This is a genomic window from Cryobacterium sp. Y57 (assembly GCF_002929505.1).
Taxonomy (GTDB): domain Bacteria; phylum Actinomycetota; class Actinomycetes; order Actinomycetales; family Microbacteriaceae; genus Cryobacterium.
Genome location: NZ_PJJL01000061.1, coordinates 40,481 through 53,806 on the forward strand (window position 1 = coordinate 40,481; position 13,326 = coordinate 53,806).

The 13,326-nt window shown below is 65.1% G+C and carries 16 protein-coding genes; 9 read left to right on the plus strand and 7 right to left on the minus strand.

The window, feature by feature from the left end; all coding sequences use genetic code 11:
• Positions 1 to 14 precede the first annotated feature (14 nt).
• Positions 15 to 527: a SprT-like domain-containing protein gene (locus CXY72_RS06200; protein ID WP_104126870.1), complete on the plus strand. Its 513-nt coding sequence runs from the start codon at positions 15 to 17 to the stop codon at positions 525 to 527.
• A 67-nt stretch (positions 528 to 594) separates the two neighbouring features.
• Here the strand turns inward: CXY72_RS06200 and CXY72_RS06205 are convergent, their stop codons facing one another.
• Together CXY72_RS06205 and CXY72_RS06210 are read right to left on the minus strand one after the other, a co-directional pair.
• The gene (locus CXY72_RS06205) at positions 595 to 1,860 is read right to left on the minus strand and encodes a hypothetical protein (protein WP_104126826.1); all 1,266 of its coding nucleotides are present in this window, start codon (positions 1,858 to 1,860) and stop codon (positions 595 to 597) included.
• Positions 1,861 to 1,896: 36 nt separating this feature from the next.
• Entirely contained in the window at positions 1,897 to 2,337 is a 441-nt protein-coding gene (locus CXY72_RS06210; protein WP_233197680.1) for an EVE domain-containing protein, read from the minus strand.
• Positions 2,338 to 2,395: 58 nt separating this feature from the next.
• Here CXY72_RS06210 and CXY72_RS06215 point away from each other — a divergent pair, with 58 nt between their 5' ends.
• The 5 genes from CXY72_RS06215 (at position 2,396) to CXY72_RS06235 (ending at position 7,214) form a co-directional block, all read left to right on the plus strand.
• Complete coding sequence (locus CXY72_RS06215; RefSeq protein WP_104126827.1) at positions 2,396 to 2,914, plus strand: hypothetical protein; 519 nt, start codon at positions 2,396 to 2,398, stop codon at positions 2,912 to 2,914.
• A gap of 79 nt (positions 2,915 to 2,993) precedes the next feature.
• A complete protein-coding gene (locus CXY72_RS06220; protein WP_104126828.1) occupies positions 2,994 to 3,632 on the plus strand; it encodes a DUF1684 domain-containing protein in 639 nt (212 codons plus the stop codon).
• 251 nt (positions 3,633 to 3,883) lie between these two features.
• Positions 3,884 to 5,497: a DEAD/DEAH box helicase gene (locus CXY72_RS06225; protein WP_104126871.1), complete on the plus strand. Its 1,614-nt coding sequence runs from the start codon at positions 3,884 to 3,886 to the stop codon at positions 5,495 to 5,497.
• Between the two features lie 129 nt (positions 5,498 to 5,626).
• On the plus strand, positions 5,627 to 6,118 hold the full coding sequence (locus tag CXY72_RS06230) for a GNAT family N-acetyltransferase (RefSeq protein ID WP_104126829.1): 492 nt from the start codon (positions 5,627 to 5,629) through the stop codon (positions 6,116 to 6,118).
• A gap of 100 nt (positions 6,119 to 6,218) precedes the next feature.
• Positions 6,219 to 7,214, plus strand: coding sequence for a nucleoside hydrolase (locus tag CXY72_RS06235; RefSeq protein ID WP_104126830.1), 996 nt, complete (start codon positions 6,219 to 6,221; stop codon positions 7,212 to 7,214).
• 109 nt (positions 7,215 to 7,323) lie between these two features.
• Here the strand turns inward: CXY72_RS06235 and CXY72_RS06240 are convergent, their stop codons facing one another.
• Positions 7,324 to 7,908: an NUDIX hydrolase family protein gene (locus CXY72_RS06240; RefSeq protein WP_104126831.1), complete on the minus strand. Its 585-nt coding sequence runs from the start codon at positions 7,906 to 7,908 to the stop codon at positions 7,324 to 7,326.
• A gap of 125 nt (positions 7,909 to 8,033) precedes the next feature.
• Between CXY72_RS06240 and CXY72_RS06245 the strand changes: the two genes are divergently transcribed.
• Positions 8,034 to 8,696 (plus strand): alpha/beta hydrolase, encoded by a 663-nt coding sequence (locus tag CXY72_RS06245; protein ID WP_104126832.1) that lies wholly within the window; start codon positions 8,034 to 8,036, stop codon positions 8,694 to 8,696.
• Positions 8,697 to 8,749: 53 nt separating this feature from the next.
• On the opposite strand, the gene CXY72_RS06250 is transcribed toward CXY72_RS06245, so the two are convergent.
• Complete coding sequence (locus CXY72_RS06250; protein WP_104126833.1) at positions 8,750 to 9,187, minus strand: DUF5997 family protein; 438 nt, start codon at positions 9,185 to 9,187, stop codon at positions 8,750 to 8,752.
• A gap of 91 nt (positions 9,188 to 9,278) precedes the next feature.
• On the opposite strand from CXY72_RS06250, the gene CXY72_RS06255 reads away from it, so the two are divergent.
• The gene (locus CXY72_RS06255) at positions 9,279 to 10,133 is read left to right on the plus strand and encodes a LysR substrate-binding domain-containing protein (protein WP_158252504.1); all 855 of its coding nucleotides are present in this window, start codon (positions 9,279 to 9,281) and stop codon (positions 10,131 to 10,133) included.
• A gap of 3 nt (positions 10,134 to 10,136) precedes the next feature.
• On the opposite strand, the gene CXY72_RS06260 is transcribed toward CXY72_RS06255, so the two are convergent.
• Genes CXY72_RS06260 through CXY72_RS06270 form a run of 3 tightly spaced genes read right to left on the minus strand, consistent with a single transcriptional unit; the run spans position 10,137 to position 12,545 of the window.
• A complete protein-coding gene (locus CXY72_RS06260) occupies positions 10,137 to 10,535 on the minus strand; it encodes a VOC family protein (protein ID WP_104126835.1) in 399 nt (132 codons plus the stop codon).
• Positions 10,536 to 10,566: 31 nt separating this feature from the next.
• The gene (locus tag CXY72_RS06265) at positions 10,567 to 11,484 is read right to left on the minus strand and encodes an ABC transporter permease (RefSeq protein WP_104126836.1); all 918 of its coding nucleotides are present in this window, start codon (positions 11,482 to 11,484) and stop codon (positions 10,567 to 10,569) included.
• Positions 11,481 to 12,545 (minus strand): ATP-binding cassette domain-containing protein, encoded by a 1,065-nt coding sequence (locus CXY72_RS06270; protein ID WP_199183969.1) that lies wholly within the window; start codon positions 12,543 to 12,545, stop codon positions 11,481 to 11,483. The genes CXY72_RS06265 and CXY72_RS06270 overlap by 4 nt, the downstream gene beginning before the upstream one ends.
• Positions 12,546 to 12,838: 293 nt before the next feature.
• Between CXY72_RS06270 and CXY72_RS06275 the strand changes: the two genes are divergently transcribed.
• The gene (locus CXY72_RS06275) at positions 12,839 to 13,300 is read left to right on the plus strand and encodes a hypothetical protein (RefSeq protein ID WP_104126837.1); all 462 of its coding nucleotides are present in this window, start codon (positions 12,839 to 12,841) and stop codon (positions 13,298 to 13,300) included.
• Positions 13,301 to 13,326 lie beyond the last annotated feature (26 nt).

A 13,326-nucleotide genomic window follows, 5' to 3' on the forward strand; every position in this document is an offset into this window, starting at 1 on the left:
ACGCAGGCGCCCTGATGGCCGATCTCACGCAGGTGCGCCGGTGGGCCGACGCGCTCATCGCGGCGCACCTTGACCCCGGTTGGACCTTCGGCTTCGACAATGCCAAGAAGCGGGCAGGCCTGTGCAATTTCAGTGCGAAGCACATCACTGTCTCGCGCTACCTCGCTTCCCGGTATGCCGACGACGACGTGCACCAGATCCTGTTGCACGAGGTCGCGCATGCCCTGGCCGGGTCGCGCGCCGGGCACGGACCCCGCTGGAAGAAAATGGCACTCGACCTCGGCTACGACGGCAAGCGCACCCACGACGGCGAGATCGCCAATGAGCTCGCCCCGTGGGTGGGCACCTGCCCCGCCGGCCACACTCACTTTCGATATCGACAGCCCACCCGGCCCCTGGCTTGTGGCCTGTGCGCGCGCCGCTTCGACCAGGCCCACGCCATCAGCTGGCTGCGGCGCGAAATCACGCCGGCCATCCGGCGTCGGGCTGCGGCCTCCGCGGGGCCACGGCTGCCGCCGTTGCTCTGACCGACGTTCGCTCTGACCGACGTTCAGCGGCCGCGACGTTCAGCGGCCGACGTTCGGCGACCGCGGGTCAGTGCACGTCGTAGCGGGCCAGGGCGTCGGCATCCGTTGCGTGCGTCATCGCTCGACGCGCGGTATCGAGCGCCGTCACCGGGTCGCTCTCGGCCACGGCGAGCGCGAGCTGCCGTTCGGCTTCGGCGAGGCGGGTGCGCGCGGCGGCGTGCACCCGACCCCGATTGGCAGCCACGAAGTCTCGGGTGAGCGTGATCTGGCTGCGCGCGGTGAGCAGCGCGCCGGCCAGGGCCGTTCGGGCGTTGTCAAGGCGCAGTTGGCGGTTGCGCGCCTCCGAGCGGATGCTGTCCAGCCCGTTCATCGCCGTCTCAAGGGTCAACAGATCTGCGGCCGGGTCGCTCAGCCGAACGGGCTCGCGAAGCGATGCCTGGACCGCTGCGGCGTCGGTGATGACGTGATTGAGCGACGCGCTCGTGTCGGATTCCTCGTGATTGTCGCGCAGGGCGCGGGCTTCGGTCAGTTCCATGCTGGCAGCATCCAGTGCCTGTTTCAGGATGGCGAAGCCGCGATGAAGCTGGTCTTCGCCGGTTTCGATCGCATCGAGCAGTTGCATTGCCTGAAATAGGGCGTGCTCTGCAGCCTGCAACTGCTCCCCCACCGGTTCGGACGACGCTGCTTCGAGGCGGGTGGCCGCGGCATCGGCGCTCGTCCGCGCCCCTTCGAGGGCGGTGCCGGCCCGACCGACGTTGCCGCTGATCGGCGCGAGCGCCGCCGCGGAATAGCTCAAGCCCAGTCGGGCCAGGGTGTTCGCGCCGCCGGCAAGCCGATCGGACATTCGGTCGAGGCGACGGCGCAGTTCATCAATCTGCTGCGGGGCATTACGTTCAACGCCGCGTTTGGCGGTGAAATTGCGGGCCTGGTTGATCAGTCGAGCGGTCGCCTCATCGGCGAATTGAACAATCTGCTGGTTCCAGCGGGTGCGTTCTAGAGCGGTATCCGGTACAGCGTCGTCGAGCTTCTGCTGCAGCGCGAAGGCGTCGCTGAGCTGGCGCTTGGACGTCGTGAGCGCTGTCGCAAACTCCCGCGTCGACGATTCACCGAACTGGGCGATGGCGAAACTGAGTTCGTCGGTGGCGTCCTGCACGAGGTCGTCGGCGCGCACCAAGCTGCTCGAAGCGCTGCGCTCCAGCTCGGTGGCGGCAGCGCTGATCTGCCCGAGCCGGGTTCGCGTGCGCCGACGCGAGGCTGCCACCAGCGCCCAGACTCCGGCTACCACGAGGCCGACAACGATGACCGAGGGTACCCACCAGAGATCGCCATTCATGCGTTTGAGTCTATAAAAAAATACTGACCAAACGCCCTACCGGTCGTCGGCGGAGGGCCGCCGCATCTGCTGTCGGATCATCTCGAAGTCGTGCCGCGAGATTTCAAGCACGCCGCGGCGCAGCTGGAACCCCCAGTTGGGATTGCCCTGGGTCAGTTGCAGCACCGACAACAGTGGGCGGATGCTCGCGGGCCAGGCATCCAGGTCGTAGTCGGCCCGGCGTCGCCAGGGTCGCCACGAGTTACCGGGGTCGCCCACCTGATACGGGTGGGCATCCGCGATGCGCCCGATCGCGGTGAACTCCCTGAGCGGATCGCCCTCGATCGCGGTCTTCGGCGAGTAGTAGACGATGCCATCGGCTTCCCCCATTTGCTTCAGGAGGTCTCCGGCACCGCGGTTGGCGCGGGCGATGCCCAAATCGACGCCGCGCAGCACGTGCTCGCGGTGTACAACGCCGAGCCAGAACCGAATTGCCACCTTTCATTTGTACTGCATTTAGTTGTGCCGCACGCCACGCTCAGACCAAACTGGGTTAATGCGCGTACTGCTCAAAGAGATCCTCGACTGCCCACCGGATGCCGCCTGGCACGCCATCCACAGCCCGGCCGTCTTCCGTGAGGTGAGTAGCCCGTTCATGGCGGTGGAGTCGCTCGAAGCCGATGGTTTTCCCACCCGCTGGGAGCCAGGCGAACACCCCGCCGAATTCTCCATGCTCGGCCTGGTGCCGATGGGCACCCAGATCATTCGGCTGGCCAATTCGACGCACCGTGCCGATGGGGTGCGAATTCTGCACGATACCGGTCGTGGTGTGTCGGGCGCACTGAGTGCGGTCACGCTCTGGGACCACCGCATGGCGATCGCCCCTGACCCGGCCGGCACCGGCAAAACGCTGTACCGGGACCAGCTCATTTTTCGCGGACGCCCGGCGACGATCGCGCTCTGGCCGATCTTCTGGGCGTTCTGGCAGTGGCGAATGCTGCGCCTGAAGCACCTCGCGCCCAACTGGCAGTACGACATCGGCATCGACGACCCGGACTTCGTGCCGTCGGCGTAACGCGTGATCCCCGCCGGGAACGCCAGGTCGTAGCAGTTCGCTTCGTGTGAATCACGCCCTCGGCGGTAGCGTAGCCACTATGAGCTCTACCCTCGCTGCCCTACAGATCGCCGACTGGCGTCGCCTTGTGACCGGCCTGTACGCGGGGGTGCGTCAGCAAAGCGCGACCAGCCCGGCGAACGGGCACGAACTGTGGCGTTCCGGGCGAGACGAACTGTTCGGCGGGCATCCGTCGTCCCCATTACTGCGCGACGACCGCGCGGCATTCACCGGACTGCCGATTGCCCCCTATGACCCCGACTGGCGCTTCGAGGTAGAGGTGCACCGGGCTGAACAGCCGCATCGCATGAACGTGGAAACGGGAACTGACGGCACGGTGCCATTCGACCTGGTCGGCACCGTGCGGCTGCCCTACCTCGGTTCGCTCGACGTGTGGCGACTGGCGAGTTACGGCGGCGGCTTGTTTCTGCCGCTCAAAGACGCCCTCGCTGGCAAGAGCGACGGAACCTATGGCGGTGGACGCTACCTTCTCGACACCATCAAGGGCGCCGACCTCGGCCCGGGCACTGGCGACGACAGCCTCATCCTCGACTTCAACTTCGCCTACAATCCTTCCTGCGCGTACGACCCGATGTGGGCCTGTCCGCTGCCTCAGGACGGCAACATCATCGACGTCGACGTGCCGGTCGGCGAGCTCTACCGCGGCGACCATTTCTAGGGCTCTGCCGCGGATTTGACAGCATCCGCTAGAGTAGGGGTACTTGCGAGTGCGTAGTTGCGCTTGCTGCGTCGTAGAACGCCCTCTTCTCTATCCGGCGGCCCACCAGGGCTGACCTGATTTTTCGAATGAAACATTCTTACGGCGAACGGATGTGCCCTTCGGCACCTTCGCCATGTGAATCCTCCTGGTTTGCTTACCGCTGCGCGGTAAAGCGAACGGGCGAGGAGACTGATGCCCTGAAAGGCACCATTTTGTCTACAACCTTTGGCACGCTCGGCGTGCCGGCTCCCCTGGTCAAGGTTCTCTCTTTCCAGGGAATCGACACCGCCTTCCCGATTCAGGTCGATACTCTTCCTGACACTTTGAACGGCCGCGACGTGCTCGGCCGGGGCAAGACCGGCTCGGGCAAGACCCTGGCCTTCTCCATCCCGATGGTCTCGCGCCTCGGCGGCAACCTCGCCGGCGGCAAGCGTCGCCCGGGCCGCCCGCTCGGCCTGATCCTCGCGCCGACCCGCGAGCTGGCCACTCAGATCACCAACGCGATCACCCCCCTTGCTGAGGCCTACGGCCTCAACACCACCACCATCTTCGGTGGCGTCTCGCAGGGCCGTCAGGTCGCCGCCCTCAAGGCCGGCGTCGATATCGTCGTAGCCTGCCCCGGCCGGCTCGAAGACCTCATGAAGCAGGGCTTTGTCAACCTCGACACCATCGAGATCACCGTGCTCGACGAAGCCGACCACATGGCCGACCTCGGCTTCCTGCCCGTCGTCACCCGCATTCTCGACAAGACACCCGGCACCGGCCAGCGCATGCTGTTCTCCGCCACCCTCGACAACGGCGTAGACAAAATCGTCAAGCGTTTTCTGCACGATCCGGTGATGCACTCGGTCGACGAGGCCAACAGCTTTGTCTCGGCCATGACCCACCACGTGTTCGAGGTGTCCGGCGTCGACGCCAAGAAAGAGCTCGTGCAGAAGCTGGCGAGCGGCTCGGGCCGTCGCATCCTCTTCATGCGTACCAAGCACCAGGCCAAGAAGCTCGCCAAGAGCCTCACCGACGCGGGCATCCCCTCCGTCGACCTGCACGGAAACCTCTCGCAGGTGGCCCGTGACCGCAACCTCGCTGCGTTCAGCGCCGGCACCGTCAAGGTTCTCGTCGCAACGGATGTCGCCGCTCGCGGCGTGCACGTCGACGATATCGAACTCGTGATCCACGTTGACCCGCCGGCCGAGCACAAGGCTTACCTGCACCGTTCGGGCCGTACCGCCCGCGCCGGTCACGCCGGTGACGTCGTTACCGTGGTGTTGCCTGAGCAGAAGCGCGACACCGACGCCCTGCTGCGCAAGGCCGCCATCAAGGTGACCCCGCAACGCGTGGACTCCTCCTCTCCCGCCGTCGACGCCCTCGTTGGCGACGTCGCCGCCTACGTCAAGCCGGCTCCCCGCGTCGAGGCACCGCAGCAACAGCGCCAGTCACAGGGCGGTCGCTCGCAGGGTGGCCGTTCGCAAGGCGGCCGTGCCCAGGGTGAGCGCAGTGGTCGCCCCAGCCGTGAGGGTGACTCCAGCCGTGGCGGCCGCGATGCCGGTGCCAGCCGCTCCGGGGCAAATCGCGACGGTGCCCGTACCGAGCGCCCCGACCGCACCGACGGCGGCCGTGGCCGTGGCGGCGACGCGGCCTCGGCCGGCGGCGCTCGTCGCGAGCGATCCGGCCGTCCGGCTGGCGCCGCCAGCGCACCTCGTTCCGGTTCGGCCGCTGGCCGTTCCGGCGGAGCGCGCGTCGGCAGCCTCCAGGTCGGCGGACTCGTTCGCGGACCTGGTTCGGGTGGGGCCGGTCGTTCGGCTCCGCGTCGCTCGCAGGGCTAGTCTTCACGGACTCATCCCGCAGCATCCGCATGAATCAACAGTGAAAACGGGTCGGTCTCTTTTCGAGATCGGCCCGTTTGGGGTATCGAAACGTCACGACACACTCCCAAACACGGTTAGTGTCGAAGCATGAACACCACAGTTGTCGTTCGACCCGTCAGTGAATCAGATGCCGAAAGCCTGGGCCGCGTTCACGCCGCCTGCTGGCATGAAACCTATGATCACCTGCTCAGCCAGGCCGCCCTGTCGCAGCTGCGGCCGCAGCGTCTGGCCGCCCTCTGGGGCCGCTTTACGGCCCAGGGCGCGCAGTACCGCCAACATGTCGTGCTCGTCGATGGCGAGATAGTGGGCTTCGCCGGCAGCGGACCAACGCGCGACGGTGACCATCCCACCCCGAACGAGTTGTTCTTCATGTACTTGCTCGAGGCCAATCATGGTTTAGGCGTTGGCCAGCAACTCTTCGATTCCGTCGTCGACCCGGGCCCATCGTCGTTGTGGGTAGCCGCTGACAACCCCCGGGCCCACGCTTTCTACGCCCGAAATGGCTACCTCGCGGATGGTCTCGAGCGCAATGAAGAGGTGCTCGGCGAGAGACTGCACGAGGTGCGCCTGGTTCGATAGGGCCCACTCACACGTGCACACTTCGCCCGCCGGCGTTCGATTACGGCTCAAAAACCCCTGGTGTGATTTGGGGGCATATTCAAAGTAATAGGGTGAGCGGATGACTAATTCCACGGCCCTCCAGGCGATCCCCGTCATCCTCGACGTTGACACCGGGGTCGACGACGCCCTGGCCATTCTGTTTGCGCTCGCTCACCCGGACATCAACGTGCTCGGCATTAGTTGCGTGGCCGGCAATGCCTCGCTCGAGCGCGTTGTCGAGAACACCCTGCGTATTCTCGATGTCGCAGATGCCCCGTATATTCCAGTCGCTGCCGGCGCCCGGCGCCCTCTGCTCGAGCCAGCCCGATCGGCCGCGCATGTGCACGGCGAAGGTGGCCTCGGTACCCTGCAGCTTCCACCGACCGACCGACGCGCAGAGCCGATCAGTTCGGTCGAGCTCATGCACAAGCTGATTGTGGCCAGCCCGCATCCGGTCACCCTGGTTGGACTGGCCCCGCAAACCAACCTGGCGTTGTTGCTGCGCCAGTACCCCGATGTGGTCAGCAACATCGAGCGCATCGTCTTCATGGGCGGATCCACTACGGTCGGCAACGCCACCGCCGTCGCTGAATTCAACGTCTGGCACGACCCGGAAGCCGCCGCCATCGTGCTTGATTCCGGCGTGCCCACCTTTATGTACGGACTCGACGTGTTCAACCAGGTTGCGGTTCCGGAGCACGTCACCACTGCACTCATGCACAGCGACTCCGACCTCGCCCACGTCGTCGGACAGCTACTCGGCAACCGGATCGCGCTTGGTTCGGGCCGCAACGCCGACTATTCCGGCCTGATCGGCGATGCCGGCGCCCTCTGCGCCCTGGTCGACCCGGGCGCATTGGAGACGGCGATGCTCCCCCTACGGGTGCAACTGTCCGGCTACGGCCGCGGCCAGACGATCGCCGACAAGCGTACGCATCCGGGCGAGGACATCGTGCACGGCCTGGTCGAAGAATGGGAGACCGCTGAAGTTGCCCTCAACGTCGACGTCGACCGCTACGTACACCTGTTCCTCGACACGCTCGGCCTCGGTTCGGCGTTGCTGCCCTCCCACTAGCGGCCGGGTCGTCACAACGGATGCTGTGGCCCGGCTACTCCCTGCGCGGCACGCGGCACGCGTCAGGGAAGCCGGTACTGGGTCCAACCAGCGCCGGCTTCTGGGCGCGTCAGTACAGCTGGCCGACCGAAGCGAGGGCTGCGCGCAGCAGTGTGCCGCGGCCACCCTCCATTTCGGCTGATACGCCCGGGGATGCGGCCTCGGCCGGCGTCATCCAGGTAATCTCCAGCGCGTCCTGCCGGGGGTCGCAGGTACCGCTGACGGGAACGACGTAGGCCAACGAGACGGCGTGCTGGCGGTCATCCGTGTAGGCGGTGATGCCGGGCATGGGAAAGTATTCGGCGACGGTGAACGGCACGGGGCTGGTCGGCAGCTGCGGAAAAGCCATCGGACCGAGGTCTTTTTCGAGGTGACGAAACAGTGCGTCCCTGAGGGTTTCGCCGTACAGCACGCGGCCCGAGACCAGAGTCCGGGTCATTTCGCCGGTCGGTCGGGCGCGCAACAGCACGCCGACCTCCACAACCTGGCCGAGGCCATCCACTCGAACGGGCACGGCCTCGATGTAGAGAATGGGCAGCCGCCGACGAATCTCGGCGAGTTCGACATCTTTCAGCCAGCCCGGATTCGTGTTCGGGGCTCCCGCGGGGGGCTTTTGCGTCCAGTCCGGGTCTGGGTCAGGGGTTCGCACGCTCATAGTGCCATTCTGTCTTACGTGGCCACCGTGCGCGCACGCGCAGCGCTGCTCGGTGCGAGAAGCAGCGAGCAATGGAAGTATGGGGTGCGCGGCGCCCATGCGTCGCGCGTACCGGGGAGGACCCCATGACCACCAGTACCCCCATCGACACGGCTGCCGTGCTCTGGTCGACGAGCGGCGCCGATCAGACTGATCGACCGTTGCTGATCATCATGCACGGCTATGGCTCGAACGAGGGCGACCTGTTCTCGCTCGCTCCACATTTGCCGCTCGAACCGGTGATCGCGGCGTTGCGCGCGCCCCTGCGGGTCGGCGCGGGATGGGCGTGGTTTCCTATCAGCGATCCGGGCAATCCCGACACCGCGACGGTGGACGCGGCCGTTGCCGCGGTGCTCGACTGGCTCGACGCCCTGCCGCAGCAGCATCGGTCTGTCGGTCTGCTCGGATTCTCGCAGGGCGGCGCCATGGCGCTCGCGCTGCTGCGCGCCTCGCCGAATCGGTTCAGCTTCGCGGTGAATCTCTCCGGATTCGTCGCGACCGCCTCGCAACGCGGTGATACCGTGCTGGCGGATCAGGCGGTTCCGGTGTTCTGGGGACGCGGAACCGCCGACGGTGTCATTCCGGCCAGCGCGGTAGAGCGTACCCGGGCCTGGTTGCCCGGGCACAGCACGCTCACCGAGCGCATCTATAACGGACTTTCCCACTCGATCTCTCAGGCCGAACTCGACGACGTCGTCAACTTTCTGCGCGCCCAGTACGGTGAAAGTGAGACTGGACCGGTGGCCTAAAAACGCTCAGGACCGGGCTGGGAACAGCGCGATCGAACCACGGGACGAAAGTGCTAGCGGTCGCGCTTGGCTTGCTCCTGGGCGGCCTGGCGCTCGACATGCGCCTTCTTGGCCGCGCGCTGGGCGTCGCGGTCTTTCACTGCGATCTGGTCGGCGCGCACGCCAGCCTGGGTGGAACGTTCCAGCACGAGCCAGGCCGGCGGCTGCTGGAGCAGGGCGGCGATCTCGGCGGTGCTCAGCGGGTCGGTGATCTCGCTGCGGGCCAGGCCGGAGATGGAGACGCCAAGCTTGGCGGCGACAACCTGGCGCGGGTGCGGACCGTTGGCGCGCAACTCGACCAACCATTCGGGCGGGTTTGCCATGAGCTCGGCCAACTCGGTGCGGCTGACAAATTCGGTCTGGAACCCAGCCGGTGCCGCGTCGAGCAGAATCCCGAGTTTCTGGGCCGCCGTGGCGGGCTTCATGGTCTGGGGCTTCTTTTCGGAACTCATTGGTCAAGCGTATAGCCTGAGAGGGCGCTCGTTTGGGCAAATCGCACGCTGCTGGTAAATGCGCGGCCGCAAGTTTTGAGAAAGGATGCCGGTGAGCTTTTCCATCGCCTTCGTCGCCGGTGTCACCCCCACCAAATGGACCCGCATCTGGGGCGACCGCCGCCCCGACGTGCCGCTGACAGTGTTTCGCACCGAGGCCGCTGAGCAGATTTCAGTGCTGCACGACGGTCGGGCCGAAGTCAGCCTCGTGCGACTCCCGATCGACGACACCAATCTGAGCGTCATCAACCTGTACAACGAGATTCCGGTCGTGGTCGCGTCGAAGGATCACATCATCGAGCAGGCCGAGACCGTACTGCTGTCCGACCTGGCCGACGAACACCTGCTGCAGAACCCCGATGATGTGCCCGAGTGGCGCGACATCGCCGCGGAGGTGCGCGACGGCAGCCGTCGGGTCCTGCCGTTGATGCGAGACCTCGACGAGACCATGGAGCAGGTCGCCGCCGGCGTCGGCATCATTATCGTGCCGCACTCGATCGCCCGGTTGTACGGCCGCAAAGACGTCATCTCCCGCCCGGTCACCGACGTGGCCGACACCCAGATCGCCCTCACCTGGATCACCCGGGAGACCACCGACGACATCGAAGAGTTCATCGGCATCGTGCGCGGGCGCTCCAAGGCGAGTTCGCGAACGGATGCCGGCGCGCCCGCTGCGGCCGACGCCGCCGCGAGCGCAGATGGAGAGCAGCCCAAAGTTCCAAGCGATGGCCGCCCGCAAAAGCCACCGCGCAAACCGAAGAAGACCGACAAAGCGAAGGCCGCTGCGAAAGCCGTTCGGGTTGCCACCGCAAAAGCGAAACCTGCTGTGCGTAAGAGAACCGAGAGCGCCCCCGGCCGCACCCGGCCGACCAAGAACCCCAACAAGAGCAAAGGCCGCGGACACTAAGAACTACGGGTTCTGGAGCACCGACAGAATATTGCCGGCGGGGTCGGTGAACCAGGCAATATCGGGGGCCGCTCCGGCGCCGGCTGCGATGCCTTTGTCATTCTGCTCGAAACCGTCGTAGCGCAAAAACTCCACACCACGCTCGGTGAGTTCGTCGACGGTCGCATTGAGGTTGACGACCGCGAAATTGAGAATCGTATAGGTGGCCGGCACGAAATCCGGCTTCGGATAGGCGATGACCTGCGCGCCGCCGGGCAGCGCGATGTTCAGCATCCCCATTTCCTCGACCGTGACCTCGAGGCCGAGGGTTTCGGCGTAGAAGGTGCGCGCAGCATCGAGGTCGGAAACCGCGAATCCGCTGAAGCCGGCAATGATTCCGACGTTGTGCTCGGTCTGGGACATGAGTGACTCCTTCGATCGGAACATGAATCGATCAGCGGGAGCTGATCGAGGCGAACTTGCGAATACACAGCGGCACGAATACCAGCAACATCACGGTAATGCCGATGAGTACGGTCAGGATAGGGTTTTGCATGGTCCAGATATCAGGCACCGGCGCGGTGCCCAGGTTGCCGAACAGCTGCCGCACGGCCTGCACGAGCGACGACACCGGGTTCCACTCGGCAAAGACACGCAGCGGCGTCGGCAGGGTCTCGCTCGGTACGAACGCGTTCGACACGAAGGTCAGCGGGAAGAGGATGAGGAACGACGCATTGTTGATGACCTCCGGGCTTTTCACACTCATACCGAGCAGCGCCATCACCCAGCTAAAGGCATAACCGAACAGCAACAACAACCCGACTCCGGCCAGAAATTCGGGGGGCGAGGTGTTGACCCGCCAACCAACCGCGAGGCCGGTGGCCATCATGATGATCATGGAGATGGCGTTCAGCGCGAGGTCGCCATTCGTTCGACCGATCAGCACAGCGGATGCGTTCATCGGCAAGCTCCGAAAGCGGTCGATGATGCCTTCCTTGAGATCGAGCGCCATGGCCGCGCCGGAGAACGTCGCCCCGAACACGACTGTCTGCGCGAAAATCCCCGCCATGAGAAACTGCGTGTAGTCGCTGCCCTGCACTGCGATCGCTCCGCCGTACACCTGGCTGAACAACAGCACGAACATGATCGGCTGGATCACCGCGAAGACGAGCATGTCGGGCGAACGCTTGATCTTGATGAGGTTGCGCTTGGTGACCGTCCAGCCGTCGGAGTACCAGAGAGAAAGCGGATTCCAGGAGGGCAGCGGGGGTAGTGTGCCCAGTCGAGATTCATTTCGTTCGCGACCCGGCTCGGGTGTGACCGGCTCGGGTGTGACCGGCTCGGGCCGAAGAGCGGAGTGTCGGGGGCTCATGTCACCTTCTCCAAATCGGTGGCATCGGCATCCGCCGTGGGTTTCTGCACGCGCTTGGCCTGCGCTCGCTTCGACAGCTTGGGGCCGGCATCCGTGTCGTTGTCGGTAACGGTGAGATCGGCTTTGTGCCCGGTCAGCTTGAGGAATACGTCATCGAGGGTGGGGCGGCGCATGCCGGCATCGTGCAGGTTGACCTCTGCCGCACGGAGGTCGGAGAGCATGTTCTGCAGCGCAGTCGGGCCGTCCGTGACGGCAACCTCGACTCCGCGGCCGTCGGTCGACACCGAGGGCTCGCCCGAGCCGTGGCGGGCCAGGATCTCGCGGGCAGTCCCGACGTCGGTGGCGTCGACCAGGGCCACCACCACGCGGTGCCCGCCGATCTGGGCTTTGAGCTGATCGGAGGTACCTTCGGCAATGACTCGGCCGTCGTCGATCACGACGATGTCATCGGCGAGCTGGTCGGCTTCTTCGAGGTATTGCGTCGTCAGTAGCACGGTCGTGCCGTCGGCGACGAGACGCTTGATGACCTCCCACAGGGCGATGCGGCTGCGCGGGTCGAGTCCGGTCGTCGGTTCGTCGAGAAAGAGTATCTTGGGGTTGATGACCAGTGCGCCGGCGAGGTCGATGCGCCGCCGCATACCGCCGGAGAACCCCTTGACGGGACGGTTGCCAGCGGCGGTCAGCTCGAACAGGTCGATGAGTTCCTGAGCCCGTTTGCGCGCGGCCGCGCCACCGAGGTGGTAGAGGCGGCCGACCATCTCCAGGTTCTCGAATCCGGTCAGGTTTTCATCGACCGCTGCGTACTGGCCGGAGACCCCGATAATGCGTCGCACCGATTTCGGGTGGCGGATGATGTCGATTCCGTCGATGACGGCCGTGCCGGTATCCGGTTTGATCAGGGTCGTGAGCATCTTTACGACGGTGGTCTTTCCGGCGCCGTTCGGGCCGAGCAGGGCTTTGACCGTGCCACGGGGAACCTGCAGGTCGAGCCCGGCGAGCGCGTGCACCGGCCCGCTCTTGGACTGGTAGGTCTTGGTCAGGCCTTGGGCCTCAATGATCACGAAATCGGTTCCTTGCCTGGATATCGAGAAATTGCGCAGATGTCGAATCGTCTTACCCTGCGATGTTAACCGGGCCGGATTCCTTTGACAACCGATGTCCCGCACGAGGGCCCGGCGCTACCCCGCCAACGTCAGCTCGGGTGGCCCGATTGGCGCTCCCTATGAGAATCTCAAAAACATGGCTCATTTCTGGCAGCAACCACGGAGGACGCTATGCACTGCCAATGATTCGGCTCGGGACGCTGAACACCTGTCACTATTCAGGCAGGGAAACATCCCATGGAAAGGTATTCATGTCCACGACCACCACGCAACCAACTGAGAAACACGTGCAGTCCAGCGCGCTGCACCGGGAGAAAACGGGAGAGCGCATGGCCAATCAGAACCTGCTTGTGCGCCGCATCACTGTCGGACTTTCGCTCGCCGTCGTAGGCGCGATCCACATTCTTGATCTGCCCAGTAAATTTGACGAAACTCCGTATTTGGCCGTTGCCTATATCGGGATCATCCTCGCCGTGGCCGTCCTCGTTGAGCGAATACTGGTCGTCGGGTCGAGAATTGACTTTCTCGCCGCCGCCGCGCTGTCGGCAGCCGTCATCGTCGGCTTCATCGTCAATCGCACCGTTGGTATGCCGATGGCCACGGGAGACATTGGAAACTGGCTGGAACCGCTCGGTCTGCTCTCACTCGCCGTCGAGGGCTTCGTCATCTGGCAAGCACTCGTCGCCGTCGCACTGCACCGCACACGGCGCTAGTTCTACGACTGAGACGACTGTCGCTC

Bases quoted from the DNA above. Each gene is read 5' to 3' on its own strand.
- CXY72_RS06200 (WP_104126870.1), top strand. From the start codon at position 15: ATGGCCGATCTCACGCAGGTGCGCCGGTGGGCCGACGCGCTCATCGCG.
- CXY72_RS06205 (WP_104126826.1), bottom strand. From the start codon at position 1,860: ATGAATGGCGATCTCTGGTGGGTACCCTCGGTCATCGTTGTCGGCCTC.
- CXY72_RS06215 (WP_104126827.1), top strand. From the start codon at position 2,396: ATGCGCGTACTGCTCAAAGAGATCCTCGACTGCCCACCGGATGCCGCC.
- CXY72_RS06220 (WP_104126828.1), top strand. From the start codon at position 2,994: ATGAGCTCTACCCTCGCTGCCCTACAGATCGCCGACTGGCGTCGCCTT.
- CXY72_RS06230 (WP_104126829.1), top strand. From the start codon at position 5,627: ATGAACACCACAGTTGTCGTTCGACCCGTCAGTGAATCAGATGCCGAA.
- CXY72_RS06235 (WP_104126830.1), top strand. From the start codon at position 6,219: ATGACTAATTCCACGGCCCTCCAGGCGATCCCCGTCATCCTCGACGTT.
- CXY72_RS06240 (WP_104126831.1), bottom strand. From the start codon at position 7,908: ATGAGCGTGCGAACCCCTGACCCAGACCCGGACTGGACGCAAAAGCCC.
- CXY72_RS06245 (WP_104126832.1), top strand. From the start codon at position 8,034: ATGACCACCAGTACCCCCATCGACACGGCTGCCGTGCTCTGGTCGACG.
- CXY72_RS06250 (WP_104126833.1), bottom strand. From the start codon at position 9,187: ATGAGTTCCGAAAAGAAGCCCCAGACCATGAAGCCCGCCACGGCGGCC.
- CXY72_RS06260 (WP_104126835.1), bottom strand. From the start codon at position 10,535: ATGTCCCAGACCGAGCACAACGTCGGAATCATTGCCGGCTTCAGCGGA.
- CXY72_RS06265 (WP_104126836.1), bottom strand. From the start codon at position 11,484: ATGAGCCCCCGACACTCCGCTCTTCGGCCCGAGCCGGTCACACCCGAG.
- CXY72_RS06275 (WP_104126837.1), top strand. From the start codon at position 12,839: ATGTCCACGACCACCACGCAACCAACTGAGAAACACGTGCAGTCCAGC.